The 19794-nt window shown below is 57.2% G+C and carries 17 protein-coding genes and 2 pseudogenes; 5 read left to right on the top strand and 14 right to left on the bottom strand.

The genetic code is table 11. The annotated features are described in order from the left end of the window. Positions 1-18 precede the first annotated feature (18 nt). The 3 genes from PQR27_RS25570 to PQR27_RS25580 form a co-directional block, all read right to left on the bottom strand. Entirely contained in the window at positions 19-345 is a 327-nt protein-coding gene (locus PQR27_RS25570) for an MDR/zinc-dependent alcohol dehydrogenase-like family protein (protein WP_408526410.1), read from the bottom strand. 264 nt (positions 346-609) lie between these two features. Next, complete coding sequence (locus PQR27_RS25575; protein ID WP_408526411.1) at positions 610-921, bottom strand: DUF1223 domain-containing protein; 312 nt, start codon at positions 919-921, stop codon at positions 610-612. Between the two features lie 83 nt (positions 922-1004). Beyond that, positions 1005-1259, bottom strand: a complete 255-nt coding sequence (locus tag PQR27_RS25580) for a pentapeptide MXKDX repeat protein (protein ID WP_408526412.1) — start codon at positions 1257-1259, stop codon at positions 1005-1007. Between the two features lie 232 nt (positions 1260-1491). Here PQR27_RS25580 and PQR27_RS25585 point away from each other — a divergent pair. From PQR27_RS25585 to petA, 3 genes and pseudogenes are all read left to right on the top strand, one after another. Then, a pseudogene (locus PQR27_RS25585) lies at positions 1492-1688 on the top strand (RNA polymerase sigma factor); the annotation flags it as partial. Next, positions 1685-1960, top strand: a complete 276-nt coding sequence (locus tag PQR27_RS25590; RefSeq protein ID WP_408526413.1) for an NrsF family protein — start codon at positions 1685-1687, stop codon at positions 1958-1960. The pseudogene PQR27_RS25585 and the gene PQR27_RS25590, both read left to right, overlap by 4 nt. A gap of 111 nt (positions 1961-2071) precedes the next feature. Continuing rightward, positions 2072-2691 (top strand): annotated as a pseudogene (gene petA, locus PQR27_RS25595) (ubiquinol-cytochrome c reductase iron-sulfur subunit). A 42-nt stretch (positions 2692-2733) separates the two neighbouring features. Here the strand turns inward: petA and PQR27_RS25600 are convergent. The 5 genes from PQR27_RS25600 to PQR27_RS25620 all read right to left on the bottom strand — a co-directional run bounded on the left by PQR27_RS25600 (position 2734) and on the right by PQR27_RS25620 (position 9108). Continuing rightward, entirely contained in the window at positions 2734-4929 is a 2196-nt protein-coding gene (locus PQR27_RS25600) for an amylo-alpha-1,6-glucosidase (protein WP_408526414.1), read from the bottom strand. A gap of 259 nt (positions 4930-5188) precedes the next feature. Further along, a complete protein-coding gene (locus PQR27_RS25605) occupies positions 5189-6196 on the bottom strand; it encodes a PRC-barrel domain-containing protein (RefSeq protein WP_408526415.1) in 1008 nt (335 codons plus the stop codon). 2 nt (positions 6197-6198) lie between these two features. Beyond that, on the bottom strand, positions 6199-6345 hold the full coding sequence (locus PQR27_RS25610; protein WP_408526416.1) for a UPF0182 family protein: 147 nt from the start codon (positions 6343-6345) through the stop codon (positions 6199-6201). A 41-nt stretch (positions 6346-6386) separates the two neighbouring features. After that, positions 6387-8750 (bottom strand): phosphoketolase family protein, encoded by a 2364-nt coding sequence (locus PQR27_RS25615; RefSeq protein ID WP_408526417.1) that lies wholly within the window; start codon positions 8748-8750, stop codon positions 6387-6389. Positions 8751-8871: 121 nt separating this feature from the next. After that, a complete protein-coding gene (locus tag PQR27_RS25620; protein ID WP_408526418.1) occupies positions 8872-9108 on the bottom strand; it encodes an SHOCT domain-containing protein in 237 nt (78 codons plus the stop codon). Positions 9109-9782: 674 nt separating this feature from the next. Here PQR27_RS25620 and PQR27_RS25625 point away from each other — a divergent pair. Then, positions 9783-10712: a PRC-barrel domain-containing protein gene (locus PQR27_RS25625; protein ID WP_408526419.1), complete on the top strand. Its 930-nt coding sequence runs from the start codon at positions 9783-9785 to the stop codon at positions 10710-10712. A 22-nt stretch (positions 10713-10734) separates the two neighbouring features. On the opposite strand, the gene PQR27_RS25630 is transcribed toward PQR27_RS25625, so the two are convergent. Beyond that, on the bottom strand, positions 10735-13086 hold the full coding sequence (locus PQR27_RS25630) for a glycoside hydrolase family 65 protein (RefSeq protein ID WP_408526420.1): 2352 nt from the start codon (positions 13084-13086) through the stop codon (positions 10735-10737). Continuing rightward, complete coding sequence (locus tag PQR27_RS25635; RefSeq protein ID WP_408526421.1) at positions 13083-13892, bottom strand: HAD family hydrolase; 810 nt, start codon at positions 13890-13892, stop codon at positions 13083-13085. The genes PQR27_RS25630 and PQR27_RS25635 overlap by 4 nt, the downstream gene beginning before the upstream one ends. A gap of 362 nt (positions 13893-14254) precedes the next feature. Here PQR27_RS25635 and PQR27_RS25640 point away from each other — a divergent pair, with 362 nt between their 5' ends. Next, positions 14255-15319 (top strand): glycosyltransferase family 4 protein, encoded by a 1065-nt coding sequence (locus PQR27_RS25640; protein WP_408526422.1) that lies wholly within the window; start codon positions 14255-14257, stop codon positions 15317-15319. Between the two features lie 492 nt (positions 15320-15811). On the opposite strand, the gene PQR27_RS25645 is transcribed toward PQR27_RS25640, so the two are convergent. The 4 genes from PQR27_RS25645 to PQR27_RS25660 form a co-directional block, all read right to left on the bottom strand. Beyond that, on the bottom strand, positions 15812-16684 hold the full coding sequence (locus PQR27_RS25645) for a slipin family protein (protein WP_408526423.1): 873 nt from the start codon (positions 16682-16684) through the stop codon (positions 15812-15814). Between the two features lie 214 nt (positions 16685-16898). Next, a complete protein-coding gene (locus tag PQR27_RS25650) occupies positions 16899-17723 on the bottom strand; it encodes a PRC-barrel domain-containing protein (protein ID WP_408526424.1) in 825 nt (274 codons plus the stop codon). A 24-nt stretch (positions 17724-17747) separates the two neighbouring features. Continuing rightward, a complete protein-coding gene (locus PQR27_RS25655; RefSeq protein WP_408526425.1) occupies positions 17748-18572 on the bottom strand; it encodes a PRC-barrel domain-containing protein in 825 nt (274 codons plus the stop codon). Positions 18573-18867: 295 nt separating this feature from the next. Next, entirely contained in the window at positions 18868-19737 is an 870-nt protein-coding gene (locus PQR27_RS25660) for an ADP-polyphosphate phosphotransferase (protein WP_408528300.1), read from the bottom strand. Positions 19738-19794 lie beyond the last annotated feature (57 nt).

The raw sequence follows: 19794 nt of genomic DNA on the forward strand, positions 1-19794 counted from the left end.
CGCTGTGGGCGTGGCTCTTCAATGGCTCGCGAATTCAGGCACCACGCGCGACGGCTCGCCATTCCCGAGACGCCGGAACACGTTGTTGATCGCCGAAAGCGGCCGCGACTCGATATCGGCTTTAACCGTGCCATCGGCGGCGAACGCCAGCGCTTCGGCCATATCACGCCGGTTGCCGACGAAGGAACCGCGAATCGTGATGCAGTTGGCCACCACATTCCATCGCGGCGTCGGGAACTCGCCGGGCGGCAAGTCCACCAGCACGCACGTGCCGCATTTGCGCGTCATGCCGACGCCCTGCTTGAAAGCGGCGAGCGACGGCATGTTCGTTTTGAAGCTTTTCAATGGCCGCGCGTACAGTTGCCCCTTCGGCAATGCCAGCGTTCCGTTGAGGTGATACGCGTGCAAGACCTGCAATTACACAAAGCCGACAGATTTCTTTCACCTGACGGATATCTGACGAGAAAGTAACGCGTGAAGGATGTGGGCCAATCCGGAGCACAAGAAAAACGTGCCTATTTCGGATGAAGCATACTGCTGTATGCGGGTCGCGGATAGCTCTGAAACTACTCAGATTCACGCCGTCCGCCGTGCCTAGCCCGGGCACGTTCACGTTCTGTGAGCTGACGAAAAGCTCCGGCCCCATCGCGAGACTCTTTGCCTGGAACTTGGGCTGTCCCAGTAATCGACATGCAGCGCAAGCGGCACGCTCGTGTTCGCCTCGCCCGCCTGATCCAGCGCACTCAGCCAATTCTCCGCAGGCGGACAGCTGCGGCATCCTTCGCTCGTATATAGCTCAACCAGCGCCACACGGTGGGGCGGGCTGCTGACGCTACAGGACGTCGTGGCACTGGCGCTGGCGCCTCCAACGAGGCAAACAATCAGCACCGCGGCGAGAGATAGAATTGTTATGACGCGCATGGCTGACTCACGCTAGCCAAGCGAATTAGATGGGGGCCGGAGGCGCGTTCGCGGTCGGCATACCGGAAACGCACCACAGGTAATTACTTGCTCATCGCGTCGCCTTTCTTCATTGCGTCGCCTTTTTTCATCGTGTCGGATTTCATCTTGCTGCCGTCCTTGCCCATCGAGTCTTTGGCCATGCCGTCCTTGCTCATTGAATCCTTGGCCATTGTGTCTTTGCCCATCGTGCCTTTCGACATCGAATCATTGGACATGGCGCCGCTCGCCTGTGCGAACGCCGAACCGCCGCTAACGAGCAACGCTGCGGCAAGTGCTGCGATTGCAATGCTTTTCATAATAACTCCCTGGATGTTGCAGATTGGAACAACGTCGCCAATGCGGCGTATATGGCCCATGTGTGTATCGGATGAATCTCCGTTCCGGCAACTACCGATGCGTCATCATCCCGCGTCTATCAGGTAGTTCGCCACATCTCCCAATGCGGTTACAGCAGGCGCGAAATATATTCTCTGACACGGATAAAAGAGGGACGTACCGGGTGGTCGCGAACTCCAACGCGCGGTGCGAGCGCAAGCAAAACGTGGCGTTGGGAAACTGCTCGAACAGTTACCTGATCGCCAGCGTCTGCCGATCATGCATGTAAAGCTCGAGGGCTGTCCGTGACGGCTACCGCGAAGTTGACCGGCTCGTCGGAGTCCGCCGTCAAGATTGGCGTGCATCGTGGACTCAAGGCGTTGGCTGCAAGGATTCGGGGAACGCGATGAAAACGGATGACTTCATTTCCCTGCTTGCCTCCGGCATCGCGCCCGTGGACCATCACACGCACAGGAAACGTTTTAGCGTCGCGGTGCTGGTCGGCGCGGCCGGTGCGACGTTGATCATGGCGATGGTGCTCGGCATCCGGCGCGACCTCGCCGAGCGGCAGTCACACCGATCTTCTGGGCAAAAATCGCCGGACGCACTCTTCATGAAGAAAGCCCGACAGATGTACGGGAACAAGCAAATCACGCTCAACAAAACTTACGCTCACATCTAAGAACGGGCTTCATTGTTCGACATTCATCGACCCGGCCCTGCTGCCGGCTGGCGCGTCGCCTAGCCGCCGGAACCGGGCTTTGAGTGCCTGACTCCGGGGACGGAGAAGACCATGGATCAGACTATTGAAAAGCTCTTGCCGCCATGCGAAGACACTAGCCGGCGCAGGTGGCTGATTGCAGCGTCCATCACGGGCGGTATTGGGGGCATTGCGACGATCGTCCCGTTCGCCGGGTCATTTGCGCCGTCGGAAAAGGCGCGCCCGTTTCCGTGGATTTGAGCCGGCTTGCCCGCGGCGACATGATGACCGTCGCCTGGCGCGGCATGCCCGTCTTTGTCGTTAGCCGCACCGACGAGATGATGGCGGCGGTCCTGGCGGCGAACGCGATGGTCGCCGACCCGACTAGCAGGCATCCGTTTTCTATGCCATTGCCGAACTACTGTGACAACCCTTATCGCTCCCGCCAAAGTCATCCGAACGTCCTGGTCGTAATGGGTGTATGCACGCATCTAGGTTGCACACCCAGCCCACGGTTTCAGAAAGGGCCTCAACCGAATCTTCCGGATGACTGGCCAGGCGGATTCCTGTGTCCCTGCCACGGGTCGACTTACGACCTCGCGGGTCGGGTATTCAAGGACAAACCTGCCCCGCAAAACCTTGACGTACCGCGTTTCCGGTTCGACTCACCGTTGGAACTGTCCATCGGTGTGGACGAGCACGGAGATGCGTGAAGTGGGGAGTTACCGGAGAAGAAGACCATCGTCAACCGGATGCTATACGGCCGATACGTCAACGACTTCTGTTCTGAGCAGTTCGCTGCACACAGTCATCTCACGGCAGGCGACAGCTGTGGGATTCCCCTTCAGCACGCAAAACTCCGTCCTATCGCCGACTCGCCAGAAGCGGATATCAAAGGTCTGCATGCCGACCCGCAGGTCTCTGAGCGTGAGATCGGCCATCCACGCCGGCAGATCCGGATCGATGTAGAGCATTTCGTGGGGTGCGTCCGGCTGCAAGCCGAGGATCGCCTGTAGCAGCGAGAACACCGAGCCCGCAGCCCAGGCTTGCGGGACGTTCGCGCCCGGATATTGAACGGGGAAGTTGGCGTCGTCCCGATGTAGTCCGGCGTATAGCTCAGGTAATTGGTTCAATCTGAAAAAGCTCCCCGCTTCGCACACGTCGAATGCGATGCGGCACGCTTCCGCGAAATAGCCATATCGCTTGAAACCGTACGCGATAAGACCGTTGTCATGTGGCCACACAGCGCCTTTCTGATAAGAAAACGGGTTGTAGGCAGGATGATTGGCCGACAGCGTGCGTATGCCCCAACCGCTCCACATGTCCGGTTGCATGAGCCTCGCCACCACACGTGCGGCCCGTTCGGGAGGCACAATGCCCGACCACAGACAATGGCCCGGATTGGACGCAACACTCAATACCTGCCTCTTTTCGCCATCGAGCGCGAAAGCGTAGAAGCCGCTCTCCTCGTCCCAGAACGCCTCGTTGAACTGGGTGAAAAGCGTGGCGGCTTTCTTGCGCAGGAGACCCGCGCGGTCTGGCTTGCCAAGCACATCGTAGATCTGCGCCATCCTCAGCCAGGCGTCGTATACGTAGCCCTGCAATTCGCAGAGTGCCTTTGGGCCTTTGACCAGGCTTCCGTCGGGGTACACCAAGGCATCGCCGGAGTCCTTCCAGCTCTGGTTCTCGAGACCGGCCGACGAGCGCGTGGCGTATTCCTGAAAGCCATCGCCGTCGCGATCACCAAACCTGTCTATCCATTCCAGACAGCGCTCTGCGACCGGCAAATGCTTGCTGAGCAGTTCGCGATCGCCTGTACAACACCATGTATTGTGTAGTGCGATCAGATAGAGGGGCGTCGCGTCTGCAGTCCCGTAGTAAGGCGTGTGAGGAATGAGCTTCAGATCCGCCAGTTCCCCCAGGCGGAGTTCATGCAAGATCTTGCCAGGCTCGGCATCGCGATAATCATCGCGCTCGGTCGCCTGGGCCGCGCCGAGCGCATCCAGCGTCCCACGAGCGAAATCGGAGTAGATCAGCGAAGTTTGCAGCGAGACGATCAGGCTGTCACGTCCGAACAAGGCGACAAACCACGGCAACCCAGCGGCTACTACCAGCTGCGTTTGATCGGGATCAGTGCCGAGAATCGGCAGGCGCAACGCAAACATATCATCGATCGCCTGCCGGAAAAGGTTCCTGAACCCTTCGTTGCTGCTATCGACCTTGAGCACTGCATCTCTCCAGGCCGCGAGCCGCTTACTGTTTTCCGACCGGTCACCGGCCACGTCCATACAACTCTCCGGCGCCGCATAGCACGCTTCGCCGTCCAGCAGATCGTAGGCGAGGCACGTGTGCCACGTGGCGGCGGGAGCCAGTTCCACATCGAACGTGATACGCCCATTGGCGTATCCGGCAGGCGCATCCCCATTACGGGCCGTCACGACCACCTCGCGCGAAAAATCGCCATTCCGGTACGCGGTAGTGAGACGCTGGTGTTCCCGGGCCCATTCCGTTGTAATGTTTCCGCGCCGAACGAAGCGCCCGGACTTCACCTCGAAAATGTCGGCAAAATCACTGCGCACCGCGATCTCGAGGTTAAAGCGCACTTTTTCCTGGCCGTAGTTCGTGAGATCGACGTCTTCATGCACGCCACCGCCGATATGACGGCTGAGCGTAAGCCCAATAGTATGCGACGCGATCGGGCCTGCCTCCGTGACGATTTCGCGGTTCGCCAGGAAAATGCGCTCTGCAAAGGAGGTAGCCGCGCCACCGTTAAGAAGATCCCAAGGCTCGCCGTTGGCATACACGGACCAACTGCTGATCATGCGGGTGTCATAGAAGTAAAGGCCTTTATGGCTCGGCCATTGGATCTGCCCGTCAGGGTCACAAAGCAGGACGGAATGTCCCTGATGAATCGCCAGCTGTGCCGGACCAACCCTGATCTCGATCGCCATGTCAATCCTTGCGCGTTGCTACATAATTGGGCTCGCGTGGGCAGGTCATGGCAGTCAATGCGCGCCGTACCGCCATCCGTTATTGCCTTTCGCACCCACGAATAAGGTGTACGCAAGCGGCGACGGCGTCTGTACGCTTTCGTACCGGGCCACGGTTTGATCCGATCACATCCAGTCACTGGCATCGGCAATTCGGTTTCTTAAATCGCGAAGCGTCACCACCGGCGTTCCAACCCCGGCATTCCGACGCTAGAAACGATCAAGTTACCCGGGCATATCCCAATATGAGCGAACACAGCAATTGCGCGATTGTGGCATCGAGCATCGCGGGCCCATCATGGTTTTCTGCAAACATCGGAACCGCCGAATTCAGGGTAAAGCGGGTCACCTCCCTGCCCCCCTCGTTCAGAATGACGCTTGCGTCCAACTTAAGTATTGCGGTGAACTCGCGCGACCCCACTTTCTGCGAAATCTGAATACCCGTGTTGTCCTCCGACCAATACCCATTCTTGCCATAATGTTGGTGAAGCATCACTTCATGGCTGCGGTCCAGCGGCGCGGATTCGTCTCGCGGAGGGCTATTCTTGATAACCTCCCGGGTAAGGCTGGTAGAAACGGCGGATCCAATCCAATCGACGAGTTCAATCCATTTCGTCGCCAGCAGCACCTCTTTGCCACCGGGCCACCAGTTCCGAGTATCAACCGTCAGGTAACGGATAGCCCAAACTGCATCGTCAAAAATGAAGCCGGAAACGTGACCGATGTTGCCGTCGACAGCCTCAATGTGATAACCCTTCACTGCTTTCGTGCTGCGTAGGTGAACGTCGGCAGGCGAGTCGTATGCTTCCCAATCACGTCGCGCGCGCGCTTCCGATGCAATGGCAGTTTCAGAATCCCTGATCCCGAAATCTGGATACCCTCCGGCACCCCAGAGGTATGCCCCCGCCCAATACCTCGGATAGCCGTAGTAATCGAGATACCGGCTTTCATGCTGCCGTGACACGGGCATATTCGTATCGATATCCGGACTGTCCTTGACCTGTTGACGGGTAAGCTCCACTTGCACGGCGCCGGAACCTGGATCCAGATGTTTGATCGAGTACGGCGAAATCAGTACCTTTCGTTCATTGATCCAGCTTCCGGTCTCGACGACGAGATACCGTACACCCCACGCATCGTCGTCAAAATATGCCTGGTCGATGGTTCCGATGTCGCCGTCAAGCGCGACGACCGTACATCCATAAAGACTCTCAATGCTTCTCAACATTTTCAATACTCCTTGTACGGCGACGGAGACACCTTTGGAACTGCCCAGAAGTCCTCTCGACTGCAGAAAATCCAAGGTCCCGCCATGGGGAAGGTCCCGTATTGAATGGCCTGGACGTTGAAGCAATCCTCTGGATATCGCAGGTTCATCCAGCGACATCATCTGGATCGAGCACGGCGAGATCGCCGTGTCATCCGTGCCATTTCCAGTTGCATATCTCCGGCATGTCCTGTCCGTGTCTATCGATGTAATGCTTATGCTCGATAAGCTTGTCCTGCATCTGCTGTTTCAGGTAAGCGCCTTTCGATCCCAGGCGGGGCACGCGATCGATCACATCCTGCACGAGATGAAATCGGTCGAGGTCGTTCTGCACGCGCATATCAAAGGCCGTCGTGATAGTCCCCTCCTCTTTGTATCCGCGCACATGCAGGTTGCGGTTGGTCCTGCGATATGTCAGCCGGTGCACCAGCCACGGGTATCCGTGAAAGCCAAAAATAATGTGTCTGTCTTTTGTAAACAGCGAGTCGTAGTCCTGATCGTTCAGCCCGTGCGGGTGCTCTGTGCAGGACTGAAGCTTCATCAGATCGACGACGTTGACAACCCGAATCTTGAGATCGGGCAGATGCTCGCGAAGTATGGAAACGGCAGCGAGGATTTCCAGCGTTGGCGTGTCGCCGCAACAGGCCATCACAACATCGGGCTCGACATCCTGATCGTTGCTCGCCCATTGCCAGATGCCCACACCTTCCGTGCAATGCATGACGGCGGCCTCCATGGTCAGCCATTGAGGCAGCGCATGTTTGCCGGCTACCACAACATTGACGTAGTTGCGGCTGCGCAGACAGTGATCAAATACAGACAACAGACAGTTTGCATCAGGCGGTAGGTAGACGCGAACGATGTCAGCCTTTTTGTTAATTACGTGATCGAGAAAGCCGGGGTCCTGATGCGTGAAACCATTGTGGTCCTGTTGCCAGACATGAGAGGCAAGTAGATAATTTAGCGACGCGATCGGGCGACGCCATGGCAGTTCCCGGGTGACCTTCAGCCATTTAGCGTGCTGGCTGAACATCGAGTCGACAATCCGGATGAAGGCTTCATAGCTGTTGAAAAGTCCATGCCTTCCGGTCAGCAGATAGCCTTCCAGCCATCCCTCGCATTGATGCTCGCTGAGCATCGAATCTAGCACCGCCCCTGAAGGCGCGAGAAATTCGTCATTACTCAGCTTACCCGCATCCCACTGTCGCCTGGTGACCTCAAATACGGAGCCAAGCAGATTCGAGAGTGTTTCATCTGGGCCCACCACGCGGAAGTTGCGCGGATCGTGATTCAGGCCAGCCACGTCACGGAGGAATTTTCCAAGCACCAAAGTATCCTGTCCGTCGACGGCACCAGGGGTAGGGACTTCGACCGCATGAACACGGAAATCCGGCATTCGTAGGTCACGCAAAAGCAGGCCACCGTTGGCATGCGGATTCGAACCCATTCTCCGGTCGCCTTTCGGCGACAGTTCAGCCAGCTCCGGTATGAGGCGACCACTATCGTCAAACAGTTCCTCGGGCTTGTAGCTCTTCATCCAGCTTTCCAGCAGTTCGACATGACCAGGGTGCTCTGAATCCACCAGTAGCGGAACCTGGTGCGATCGGAACGTGCCTTCGATCTGTAATCCGTCAACGACTTGGGGTCCGGTCCATCCCTTCGGCGACCTGAGCACGATCATCGGCCAACTCGGGCGTGAGGTGTCGTTCGTGTCCCGCGCATGCCTATGGATTGCCTCAATGTCTTTGACGACCTTCTCCAGGGTCTTGGCCATGAGCTCGTGCATCTTCTCTGGCTCGTCACCCTCAACGAAGTATGGGGCCCATCCGCAGCCCCGAAAGAACTGGTCCAGTTCCTCACGCCCAATGCGGGCTAGCAAGGTTGGATTGCTTATCTTGTAGCCATTGAGATGCAAGATCGGCAGAACCGCGCCGTCGGTGATGGGATCGAGCAGTTTGTTGGACTGCCACGCCGTCGCCAATGGTCCTGTCTCCGCCTCGCCGTCGCCGACAACGCAAGCGACGATTAGCCCGGGATTGTCGAACACCGCGCCAAACGCGTGGCTTAACGAATAGCCCAGCTCGCCACCTTCGTGAATCGACCCCGGGGTCGTCGGCGCGACATGACTGGAAATCCCGCCCGGCCACGAAAATTGTGTGAACAGTTTCTTCAGCCCGGCCTCATCCTGGGTGATCTCCGGATAGACCTCACTCCACGTTCCTTCGAGATAGACGTTGCTGACCAACGCCGCACCACCGTGTCCCGGCCCCGCGATGTAGAACATGTTCAGGTCGTACTTCTTGATGAGCCGATTCAGATGCACATAGATAAAGTTCTGGCCCGGCACCGTTCCCCAATGGCCAACCACGAGTGGTTTGATGTGCGACAGCTTGAGCGGTTCCCGAAGCAATGGATTGTCATAAAGATAGATCTGACCGACCGACAGATAATTGGCAGCGCGCCAGTAGGCATCCATACTTTCGAGTTGTTCTGGCGTCAACGTCTTGACTTTCATGATTGCGGCTTCCAGTTTTGGTAGGGAGGACAGAGCAATTTCCGCCTTTGAACTTTCAGCGTTGACCAGAACGCATTGCAGCGAATGTCATGGTCACGGCACGTTCTCCGTTTCTGTTGCCTTATATCTTCGCCATCTCGGATTTCATGGTGTTGTACTCGGCCAGCTGGATGTCTCCACGGGCATACCTCTCGTTGAGAATATCGAGGGCCTCTTTCCGCGGCTGCTGTCCGTAATTTCTGTGTGCTCGGTAGGTATACCCCCAATTTCCGAAACTCGAAAAAATTAGAATGAACACGGCGAACCACAAAAACCAGCCCCAGCCGAAATACCAGTCGTTCCAGTAGTAATGAGACATTTGCTTCTCCTTTGTATCCAGTACAGCGCTAGGCGACAGTGTCTGAAGATTTTCTTCGTCACCGTGGCTCCAAATATTGCCAAACTTACATCGCCTCACTTCCGCATCGGCTTTCCGCTGGCGTGATGACGCCTGAACAGACCGCGGGCCGATTCAGGGCGGTAGCGGAACCCACAGTTTGATAATCCACTTTTCCAACGGCGAGTTCTGTCCAGTACCGGACAGTCTGTAGTAGTGGACAGAAATCACATTGGAACGAATTTCATTCGCGAGGAAGAGAGCTTATTTGGGCGAGGCGAAAGCTGGTGCGATGCCGTAATCGATGTTTGACAAGCACCTTCCCGCAACCGCGAAATTCATCAGTAGGCAGCATGTAACGTGAGTGGATACTGTCAATCAGCGACGTTACGTTTATTCAATGAGTTGCAGCGTACTAGCCTGCGGAAAGTCACTGCACACAAACTACAGACCACGTGCGTCTTACGTGAGACAGTTTTCTCGTCCGTTGGTACCCCTGGAATCTGTCAACAACGACCGCTTGGATAGATCGTCGCCCCTCGATCCGAAGGACGACATAGCGCCCGGTCCGGCATTTCCCTGCCTTATTTCGGTTGACGCGACTCATAGAGGCACTCCTGACGATACATTTCCAAACGAAGTAAGGGGGTTGCACCATGAAACGCAAAAATGAATCGGCACTCGCTTGTCGCTCGACCCTTGTTACATCACTGACAGCTTGCGTGTGCCTGATATTATCCGGCTCGCTACTCGCCGCACAAATGTCTGACACCAGTGCCACGGCAAAGCCGAAGGGCGGAATGAGCTCGACAACCGACATGAAGCCGGCGCAAAAATGCCTGAACGATTTACGCGCCTTCGACCGCCAGATGCGAAAAAATGGCTACTGGTTGCGCGGTGCCGGCTATGGCTTCGGCTATGGAGATGGATCGCCAATGTACGGCTACGGTGCCGGCGAACCGAACACGTTGCCACCGAGCCGCGGCAGTACGCCAAACGGCCTGCCAGCAGACGGCAGCTACCAGTCAGTAAGACCCGCTTACGAAGTACGAACGCTGATGACATCAGCCAGCATACTCGCGCGACGTGGCGAGCAACAGGATTGTGAGTCGTTACTCACGGCAAGCCGCGCCATCTACAAAGGTTACTCGGCAGATATGGGCCGCGGGGATGGCTCGGCAGGCGGCGCGCCGAACTGGAGGCTCCGCCAGATTGCGAGTGCCCAACCTGTCACAGGCGATAGCACCCCTTTCCGGTCAGCTGAATTGATTGGCACCAGCGTGGTCAACCCACAGAGCGAGGATCTTGGAAGCATCAATGATATTGTCCTGAGTCCGCAGTCAGGAAAGATCGCCTACCTTGTGGTGGGCCGAGGCGGTGTGTTCGGAATTGACGAAAAGAATGTCCCGGTACCGTGGGCTGATTTCAAGGCAACCACCGGTGTCACCATGCTCGTGCTCGACACGACCAAAGGCAAGATGGACGCAGCCCCCGAGGTCAAGCGAAACGGGTTCGGGACGCACGGCGATTTTGAACAGCAGAGTCAGAAAGTTGATAAGTATTGGAGTGCCCAAGTGACGAACTGAAGCCAAAAGAACCCCGCTTATGTCAACGTGGCCCCACCGCAAGCTTATCGGCTTGCGGATTCACTCGCGGCGGCTCGTGCTCCTCCGGGTTGATTGAGACCCGAAGGGTTTCCGAACAGCCGAGTTGAAACTCCCTGTCAACAACGACAATTTTCATTGGCTGCCCCTCTTCCAGCGTAACCTCAAGGCTTGCAGTGGCCCGTGTAATCTCGAGGCGCAGGTGTCGGCCGCGCCACTGCACCCTGAACGCAAGCCTTTTCCACCCTGGCGGAAGTCTTGGGTCCAGGCAGAGGTGATCGGCGTGAAACGATAGGCCGGCAAAACCGAATATCGCCATGAGCCATATGCCACCTAAACCCGCGATGTGCACGCCACCATCAATGGCGGCCTGGCTATCGTCAAGGTCGATTGCCGACGTGCCATTGAAAAAATCCAGAGCGACCTCGCTTCGGCCGAGCCTGGCGGCGACGATTCCATGCATGGCGCGGCTCAACGAACTACCGTGACCACAGCGTTCGGCATAGTAGTCGAAGTTCTTTGCGCCCTCGTCGCCGGTGAATTCATCCGGCAAAAGCGCCTGCAGCGCTACGACGTCGGCCTGCTTGATTACTTGAGACTTTTGAGTACGCTCGCGTCCAAGTACGACATCCATTGGCACTGAACGCCCAACGTAATTGCCGAGATCGATGTCCTCGAGCGCAAAGAACCCTGCAAACTGTTCAAAAAGTCCAGTCGGTGGATCAAAACCCGTCACTATCGTGTCAGCAATGCTCCGCCATTGTTTTAGTTCGCCATCGTTCAGCCCGAGCCGACCTGAGAGACTTTCCCAGGTTTGCGGCCAACGCTCGCGCAACAAGGCGACGACGTCGAGCGCACGTCGGATGTTCCAACGTGCCATGACATTGGTAAAGGCGTTGTCGTCGATCGATTCGTGATATTCGTCGGGACCGATGACACCGCGGATATGGCAATGAGCGTCCGAGTCGACCTGTGCGCGGCTTGACCAGAAACGCGCGGTCTCAAGCAGGATCTCCGCGCCGGCCTCGCGAAGAAACATCTCGTCGTCAGTCGCCTGCCAGTACTGCCAGATCGCGTAGGCGACATCTGCGCTGATGTGCTGCTCCTGCTTACCACACCGCACGTCGACAACCTTGCGATCGGGGCCGATAACCTTCGATGGGGATGCCTCAGCGCCGGTGTCAGCCGATTCCCACGCGTAAAGCGCCCCTTTCCAACCCATTCCGGCTGCCTTTGCCCGCGCCCCGTCAAGCGTGCGAAAGCGGTACATGAGCAGCGCCCGGGCCGCTTCCGGCCAGGTCAGAATGTAGAACGGAAGCAGATAAATCTCAGTGTCCCAGAACACATGTCCCCGGTAGTCGTCACCGGTCAACGCGCGTGCGGCAATCGAGACCCACTCGTCGGCGGGGTTGGCCGCTCCGTTCAGGTGGTAGAGCGCGAACCGCAGCGCCTCTTGCGCGGCGGGATCTCCCTCGATCTCGACGTCGCTCGCGTCCCAACGGGACACCCATGCTGCCTCATGAGCGGCGATCACGCCCGTCCATCCCAGCTCACGTGCGACGCCAAGCGAGTCCCGCGCCTCCCGGCTCGGGTCAAAACTTTCAATATCCCCCCGCGTGATCGAGACTAAACGCTCCAGCGAACAGATCTGTCCGGGTTGCGATTTCCAGTTCCATGACCATTCGAACGGCGCACTACAGGCAGCGGGAATGTCCCGCCCGTCGATCTGCAGCGTCAACCCTGCAGCGATCGCCAGATGCTTGCCGGTAGAGATCGCATGCCATACGCCCATGGCGGGTTCGATCCGCTCCGCCTTAAGGCCGATATCCAGTCCATCGAAAGACGCCTTGAGCGTAACCTCGATCTCCGCTTGCTCGATCTCCAACTGGAGGAGTTGCAGGCCGATAGAGCGTTGGCCAAGCGAGACGATGTGCAGACTGCGCAGCCGCACGCCTATGCCCGCGGCATTCGAGAGACGATCCTCGGTTATTACTGCCCCCCGCCTCATGTCGAGGATTCGGCGTTGCGACTCCCCGTCGCCGGGTCGGTGCACGAGCGGCTCGCCTTGCAGCAATATCCGCACTTGAAGCCAGTCGGGCGTAGCAACAAGCCCGGGTATGGCTTGTTCGTCATCCGGCGTATCAAATAGTCCGGCAACGAGAGTACGCGACGTGTCTACCCAGCGACCGCCGCGATGGATCGCCCGCGCGCCTCGCACGCCAAGAAAGCCGTTGCTGATGGCGAAACGTGCTCCCCGGCTCGCTTCGCGCAGTGGATCGTAGCCACCCTCCTCCATGCTCCAGCCGCAATGGTTGGTCGGCGTCAGTGCCTCATCCATACTCTGGGGGGCAGTCATGACGCTTGCTGGCGGAGCCGGCCCTTTGACAGTTGATCGATAGCGACTTCATCCAGGCTGGTCACGACGAGCGTGGCGCCGGCCGCCCACAGCAGGCCAGCGTCGGCAAGCCGTGCCACGCCGAGCGCCGCCATGCCGCCAGCGCGGGCAGCTTCGATACCCGCTGGCGCATCCTCGACCACGAAACAGCTCGTAGGCGCTTCCGACAACTCCGTTGCAGCCAGCAGGAAAATCTCGGGGTTCGGCTTGCCCTGCCGCAAATCGCGACCGCAGACGTTCGCCCCGAACGCATCAAACAGAGAATGCCCGGCATCGAGACGAATCTTCTGCATCATACCGTTGGCGTTCTTCGACGACGACGCCACGGCAACAGGCCATCCGAGCGCCCTTACAGCCCTGACAAACCTGATCGCATCAGGAAAGGCGGTCACCGCGCCCGCGTCGATCAACTGCTCGAGACGCTGCTGCTTGTGCTCAGCATAAGCGGGCGCGAGCTGCTCGGCATTAGGCACGCCCAATGCCGATAGGGCAGCCAATGCACCACTCAAGCGCGGCTTACCCGCCACCTGCGATTGGTACATCGTAGTGGTAAAGCGCGCCTTGTCGCCAAAGCCATCTAGGGCTTCGCGCCACGCGCGCTCATGAGGCGAAGCCAGCAGTACTCCGTCAACATCGAAAATGGCTGCGGAGAGCTTCTGCGTCACCTCTGACTGAGACGTTAGAGATTCGCTTATGTGCATGATAAAAAACCTTTTGCGAACAAAGGTCGAGAAAGCGAGTTCTTCCAGCCTGAAGGCGATCGTCATCCAGGAGACGGACTTCGCTACATGAGTAGCCAGATTACTGGCCCGGGGACAATAGCGGTAGGTTCGGAAACTACTCAGGTCGAATCTCGCAAAGTTCAAGGAGTCTTTTGGAGATCGTGTAGAACTCGTGCCTTGCCACCTTCTCTCATTGACGAAGCACCTCTCAGGAGGGCGCTTGACCGCTAACGTACAGACATGTTGCTTGCTGTATGGGACCGTCAAGCGAAGTGAAGTTAACCGTCATCCGCGTCTGAAGACAACGAAGATGGGAAACAACCTTCAACGTAATGTCCGGCGTCGACTGTTGAATTCCAGTGCGCGGGACGTGTCGCCATAGATACAGGCTTCCGGGAGAGTTATCGATGAGAATCGCACAAATCGCACCACTGCACGAGGCGGTACCTCCTCTACTTTATGGCGGCACCGAACGCGTGGTTTCTAACCTCACCGATGCACTTGTTGATCTGGGGCACGAGGTAACGCTGTTTGCAAGTGGAGACTCTCGCACGAAGGCCACCCTTGAGGCAGTGTGGCCTCGAGCATTGCGTCTCGACTCGACGATCCTTGACGCCATCGCACCGCATATGGTCCTACTGGAAAGGGTACGGCAAGTCGCCCACGAGTTCGATGTGCTCCACAGCCACCTTGACTATCTACCGTTTTCGCTTTTCTCGGAGATTGATGTTCCATTCTTGACGACACTTCATGGCCGCCTCGACCTACCGGAACTACAACCCGTGTTCACGGCGTTCCCGGAAGTGCCGATCATCTCTATCTCCAACTCTCAACGCCTGCCGTTACCGCAGGCGAACTGGATCGACACGATTTATCACGGCCTGCCGGAGAACAGGTTGATGCCGACCAACCTGAAGGAGCCTGCCTACCTCGCCTTCCTGGGGCGCGTCTGCCCGGAAAAAGGCCTCGACGCTGCCATTACGATCGCGGTGAAGAGCGGGATGCCGTTAAAGATTGCCGCCAAAGTGGACAAGGCCGATTTCGCGTACTTCAAGGCGACGATCGAACCGCTTCTTTCCCTACCCAATATAGAATTCGTCGGCGAAATCAGGGAAGGTCAGAAGGCAGCGTTTTTGTCCGGTGCCAAGGCGCTCCTGTTTCCAATCAACTGGTCTGAGCCGTTCGGCCTGGTGATGATTGAAGCGATGGCCTGCGGCACACCCGTGATTGCGTTCAATCGCGGCTCTGTGCCAGAAGTCATCGATCATGGCGTGACCGGCTACATCTGCGAAGATATAGACGGTGCGATTTGCGCACTGAAACGCCTCGACGAACTGTCACGCACTGAAATCCGCACGCAGTTTGAATGCCGATTCAGCGCTAAGGTGATGGCGCAGCACTACGTCGAGGCCTATACAGCCGTGTCTCAGCGGGCCATGGTCCCCGCCCTACGACGTGCGGCTACCGGGTGAGTTCCGAAATGGCATAAGTTGACCACGAAGCGGTTGTGGCGCCCAAACCCTGCTGCTCAATCATCGCGCATCCCGGGCCATCAAGATCGGTAACTGTCCGTATGGATGCCCGGCAGCCCTGTGTCGGTCCTCCTACTGCGCTGAAGATAGATCGGTGAAAGGGTAAAGATCGTGGCCCAATGAGGCTTAATACGCCGGATCGGCAATCTGATAGTCCGGACCTTCGAGCGATGCAACAGCACGACTAACCGCCCGCACGCGTGCTGCGCGCCTTTGAAATAATCTTGTCTCATGCTGAACTCCCAAACAAGGTTGTTCGTCCAGAATCGGAGTCCGGTCACACAATGACGGGGCGACGCCACTTATCTGCCTCCGCCCTGACTCCGTCCTGGAGGAGTGGTCTCTCGACACAAGTCCACGCTTCTGGCTTTGACACTATAAGTTGCGAGCTGGAAACGAAATACATCAACGCACCGGCTCATGGTCGCCGTTCTATGCGGCGGTCTTTAACGATTTCACTATTGGTGCTGCGGGAAGTTCGTGCCCGGCGATCGCCAGCGCGAGCGCGGGATTGAGACTGTCCACCATGGAGGTTGGCATGAGGATAGTCGCACCGCGCTCCTTGGTCGTCTCGTAAATAATGTTCATTGCGCGCAGTTGCAGCGCTCCCGGCTGACTTTCATAAACCCGCGCAGCTTCGACGAAATTCGAAGCGATGGCGGCTTCCGCCGAGCCGAGAATCACGCGAGCCTGCTTTTCGCGCTCGGCCTGCGCCTGGCGTGACATCGCGTCCTGCAAAGCTTCCGGAATGGCGACGTCACGAATCTCGACAGACCCGACGGCGATCCCCCACTCCGCCGTCTTGCCGCCGATCTCGTCACGCAAGTGCGCGTCCGCCGCGGTCCGATCTGAAAGTAAAGTGGCAAGCATCGACGATCCGATCAACTCGCGTAACGTCGTTTGCGCCACGCGGTCGATCGCCTGGCGGTAATCCGTAATAGCCAGCGCCGCTTTCTGCGCGTCGCACACGTGCCAGAAGATGATCGCGTCGACATTGACCGGCACCGTATCCTTCGTCAGCGCCTGTTCCGCGTTAAACGCAGTGGTCTGAATGCGTTCGTCGATAACTGCAACTACCGTGTCCAGGACGGGAATAATCATGAAGAATCCCGCACCCTTTACGCTCTGCAGCTTACCGACACGTAAGATGACGAATTTTTGCCAGACGTTGGCAACCTTCACCGACATGGTGATGAGGATTGCGACCAGAAATAGAGGGATTGCCACATAGACGTTCACGAATCCCGCAGCCGCAATGGCCGCCAGCATGAACAAAGTGGATAAAAGTAATGTGATCGGATTCATGGTCAGTGTGCCTCTGAAACAGCAGGACGTTGATGCGGACAATCGGGTTTGATCGTCTCGCGCACGGCCGTCATTCGAACCCGAAAATGAGAATTCCGGGTTACATAAATACAGTGCGCGCAAGGGTGATGAAGGTCGGTACGCTGCCGTACCGGCACCGCAGCACAACCACTTCGGCGTCCATTCGGGTCGGCAATGTCCGGATCACGTTTGCCTAAGGGGCGACCTCGCCGAGGTGACCCAGCAGCGCTTCTGTATCATCCTCGGTCCAATAAGTTTCCTTTCCATAAAATCGGTGCAACACCCTTTCATAGCTTCGGATGAGCGGGGCGGCGTCGTCATAAGCGGGGCTATTCCTTATCGCCTCGCATGTGAGTTCTGTTGTGACAGTGGAGTCGAACCAGTTCGTCTGGCGGATCCATTGGGTTGCGAGCAAAATCTTCCTGCCACCCGGCCACCAGTTTCTCGTATCAACACTAAGGTAGCGGATCACCCAGGCAACATCGTCGAAAATAAAGCCGGAAACGTGCCCAATGCTGCCGTCCAAGGCCTTGATGCGACAACCCTTCACCTCAGTGGTACCGCGCAGGTGAACATCGGCCCGTGGGTTGTCAGAACGTGACATCCAATCCGCACGCGCCTCCGGGTCAAGGCGCGGCGCGTCGATCGACCCGGGGAACGCGGGATAGGCGTCCGCCCCCCACAAGTTCGCACTTCCCCAGTACCTCGGATAGCCGTAGTAAAGAAGGTGACTGGTTTCATACTGCCGCGACACCGGCTTCTGTGTGTCAATATCGGGGCTGTCCCTCACCTGTTGCCGTGTGAGGTCAACGTCCACGGCACCCGAGTCCGAGTCCAAATGTCTGATTGAATAGGGTGAAATCAGCACCTTTCGTTCGCTGATCCAGTTTCCGGCATCGACGACGAGATACCGTATTCCCCAAGCCTCGTCGTCAAAATACGCCTGATCGACGTTTCCGATGTCACCATCAACTGCCGCGACTGCGCATCCGTGAAGACTGTCAATGCTTCTCAGCATGTCCGCTGCCCCTTATAAACAGGTTCAATCCTTGCTACCTTCTACGTCTGCGTGGCTGCGAATCCGTTCCGTCGTTGACCAGTAGTCGTCTTTGCCATAATGCTTATAGAGACTCGCTTCGTAGTTGCGGGCCAGCGGAGAAACACCGTCGTAGGACGGGCTACTTTTGATCGCATCGCATGTGAGTCTGGTGGAAACGGTAGAGCCGACCCAATCGATCAGTTCAATCCATTGCGTTGCTAGCAGCACTTCCTTGCCACCGGGCCACCAGTTTCGCGTATCAACGATCAGATAACGAATTGCCCAGGCTTCGTCGTCGAAGATGAAGCCGCAGACATGGCCGATGTGGCCATCGGCAGCCTCGATGTGATAGCCCTTGACTGCTTTCGAGCTTCGCAGATGAACGTCTACGGATGTGGTGTCAGTCTCCTGTTCGTGCCGGATCCGTACTGCCGACTCCATGCCGATGCTCGATACCATCGATCCGTATCCCGGATAGGCCCCAACGCCCCAAAGATATGCACCACCCCAATATGCCGGGTATCCGTAGTAACCGAGGTATTCAGTCTCGTGCTGACGCGATACCGGCTTATCTGTATCGATATCAGGGCTGTCCTTTATCTGTTGCTGGGTCAGATCGACCTCGATCACACTTGAACCGGTCTCCGGATGTTTAAATGAATACGGCGAAATCAGTACCTTTCGCTTGTTCATCCAGCCTCCGGTCTCCACCACAAGATAACGCACGCCCCATGCCTCGTCATCGAAATAGACCTGGTCGATGGTGCCGATCTCGCCATCGCGAGCGGCAACGCCGTATCCATAGAGACTCTCTAAAGTTCGCAACATACTGGTTTCTCCTTCACTTTTTCCTGGCCTTGCATGCCCTCGTCTCTGCCTTTCACGCGTTCAACTCCCGCCCGTCGGCTTGTTTTAGTGACCTCAACCGGGTCACCTTCGCGCGGTCGAGCGACACGCCGGCCATCAATCCACTGTTCGTCGACACAAATGCATGCACCTGACTGGTCGCGGTGTTCGCGTCTAGTGCTTTCGCACAGTACGCCGGGAGAAAGGGTGATGCGGTACGACAGCGTACAAACTTGCAATTCACCCACGAGGCGTTCGATCCATACCACTCAGCGCGTCACTTTGCGAGCCGCTTGCGGATCGCCAATAGTTCGTGCCGCCGCTCGTCGCTGACTTCCGGATAAGCCATTTTGAGCCCCTCGAACGTATCCAGAACGATCTGCGAGACTATCAGTCGAGCGTTCTCCTTATCATCAGCCGGCACGATATACCAGGGCGAGTCAGCCGTGCTCGTTGCGCTAATGCATTCCTCAAACGCCGTCATATAGCGGGACCAGAATTTCCGCTCCTCGACATCCGCACTGCTGAATTTCCAGTTCTTGTCGGGTTCGTCAATGCGCGCCAGAAATCGCTTTCTCTGCTCCTCCTTCGAAAGGTGGAGGAAGAACTTTACGACGCGGGTTCCGTTGCTGTGGAGGTGCCGCTCCATATCGACGATCGAGCGATATCGACCCTGCCAAACCTCCTTCTCGTCGAGCAAGGCGTCAGGCAGCCCTTCGCTACGCAGAATCTCGGGGTGGACGCGGACGATCAGCACCTCCTCGTAGTAGGACCGGTTGAAGATCCCGATCCTTCCCCTTTCAGGCATATCGCGAGTGGTACGCCAGAGAAAGTCGTGCTCCAGTTCGGTGGGGGTGGGATGCTTGAAGCTGAACACCTGACAACCCTGCGGATTGATTCCTGACATTACATGCCGGATGGCCCCGTCCTTTCCCGCAGCGTCCATTGCCTGAAAGATCAGGAGCAAGGCATAGCGATTGGAGGCGTAGTGAAGTTGCTGCAACGCGCTCAATTGCCCCACATGGTCCTCCAGCATCTTTCTATAGTTTTTTTTCGACTGGTACACGGGAGCAATTGTCGTTGGAAATTTTTTCAGGTCGATCTGGCTTCCCTCCAGTGCGCAAAAATTTTGTGAGTTAATTTTCATTTTCATGCCTTTGGGAATAGCTCGTTCTTACTGGATAAGCGGTTTCATGTTGAGTAG

Source organism: Paraburkholderia fungorum (genome assembly GCF_046027215.1).
Taxonomy (GTDB): Bacteria; Pseudomonadota; Gammaproteobacteria; order Burkholderiales; family Burkholderiaceae; genus Paraburkholderia; species Paraburkholderia fungorum_D.

Coding starts and splice junctions, on each gene's coding strand:
- PQR27_RS25640 (WP_408526422.1), top strand. CDS start 14,255: ATGAGAATCGCACAAATCGCACCACTGCACGAGGCGGTACCTCCTCTA.
- PQR27_RS25625 (WP_408526419.1), top strand. CDS start 9,783: ATGAAACGCAAAAATGAATCGGCACTCGCTTGTCGCTCGACCCTTGTT.
- PQR27_RS25580 (WP_408526412.1), bottom strand. CDS start 1,259: ATGAAAAGCATTGCAATCGCAGCACTTGCCGCAGCGTTGCTCGTTAGC.
- PQR27_RS25575 (WP_408526411.1), bottom strand. CDS start 921: ATGCGCGTCATAACAATTCTATCTCTCGCCGCGGTGCTGATTGTTTGC.
- PQR27_RS25590 (WP_408526413.1), top strand. CDS start 1,685: ATGAAAACGGATGACTTCATTTCCCTGCTTGCCTCCGGCATCGCGCCC.
- PQR27_RS25615 (WP_408526417.1), bottom strand. CDS start 8,750: ATGAAAGTCAAGACGTTGACGCCAGAACAACTCGAAAGTATGGATGCC.
- PQR27_RS25655 (WP_408526425.1), bottom strand. CDS start 18,572: ATGTTGCGAACTTTAGAGAGTCTCTATGGATACGGCGTTGCCGCTCGC.
- PQR27_RS25610 (WP_408526416.1), bottom strand. CDS start 6,345: ATGAACCTGCGATATCCAGAGGATTGCTTCAACGTCCAGGCCATTCAA.
- PQR27_RS25605 (WP_408526415.1), bottom strand. CDS start 6,196: ATGTTGAGAAGCATTGAGAGTCTTTATGGATGTACGGTCGTCGCGCTT.
- PQR27_RS25660 (WP_408528300.1), bottom strand. CDS start 19,737: ATGAAAATTAACTCACAAAATTTTTGCGCACTGGAGGGAAGCCAGATC.
- PQR27_RS25630 (WP_408526420.1), bottom strand. CDS start 13,086: ATGACTGCCCCCCAGAGTATGGATGAGGCACTGACGCCGACCAACCAT.
- PQR27_RS25620 (WP_408526418.1), bottom strand. CDS start 9,108: ATGTCTCATTACTACTGGAACGACTGGTATTTCGGCTGGGGCTGGTTT.
- PQR27_RS25600 (WP_408526414.1), bottom strand. CDS start 4,929: ATGGCGATCGAGATCAGGGTTGGTCCGGCACAGCTGGCGATTCATCAG.
- PQR27_RS25635 (WP_408526421.1), bottom strand. CDS start 13,892: ATGACGATCGCCTTCAGGCTGGAAGAACTCGCTTTCTCGACCTTTGTT.
- PQR27_RS25645 (WP_408526423.1), bottom strand. CDS start 16,684: ATGAATCCGATCACATTACTTTTATCCACTTTGTTCATGCTGGCGGCC.
- PQR27_RS25650 (WP_408526424.1), bottom strand. CDS start 17,723: ATGCTGAGAAGCATTGACAGTCTTCACGGATGCGCAGTCGCGGCAGTT.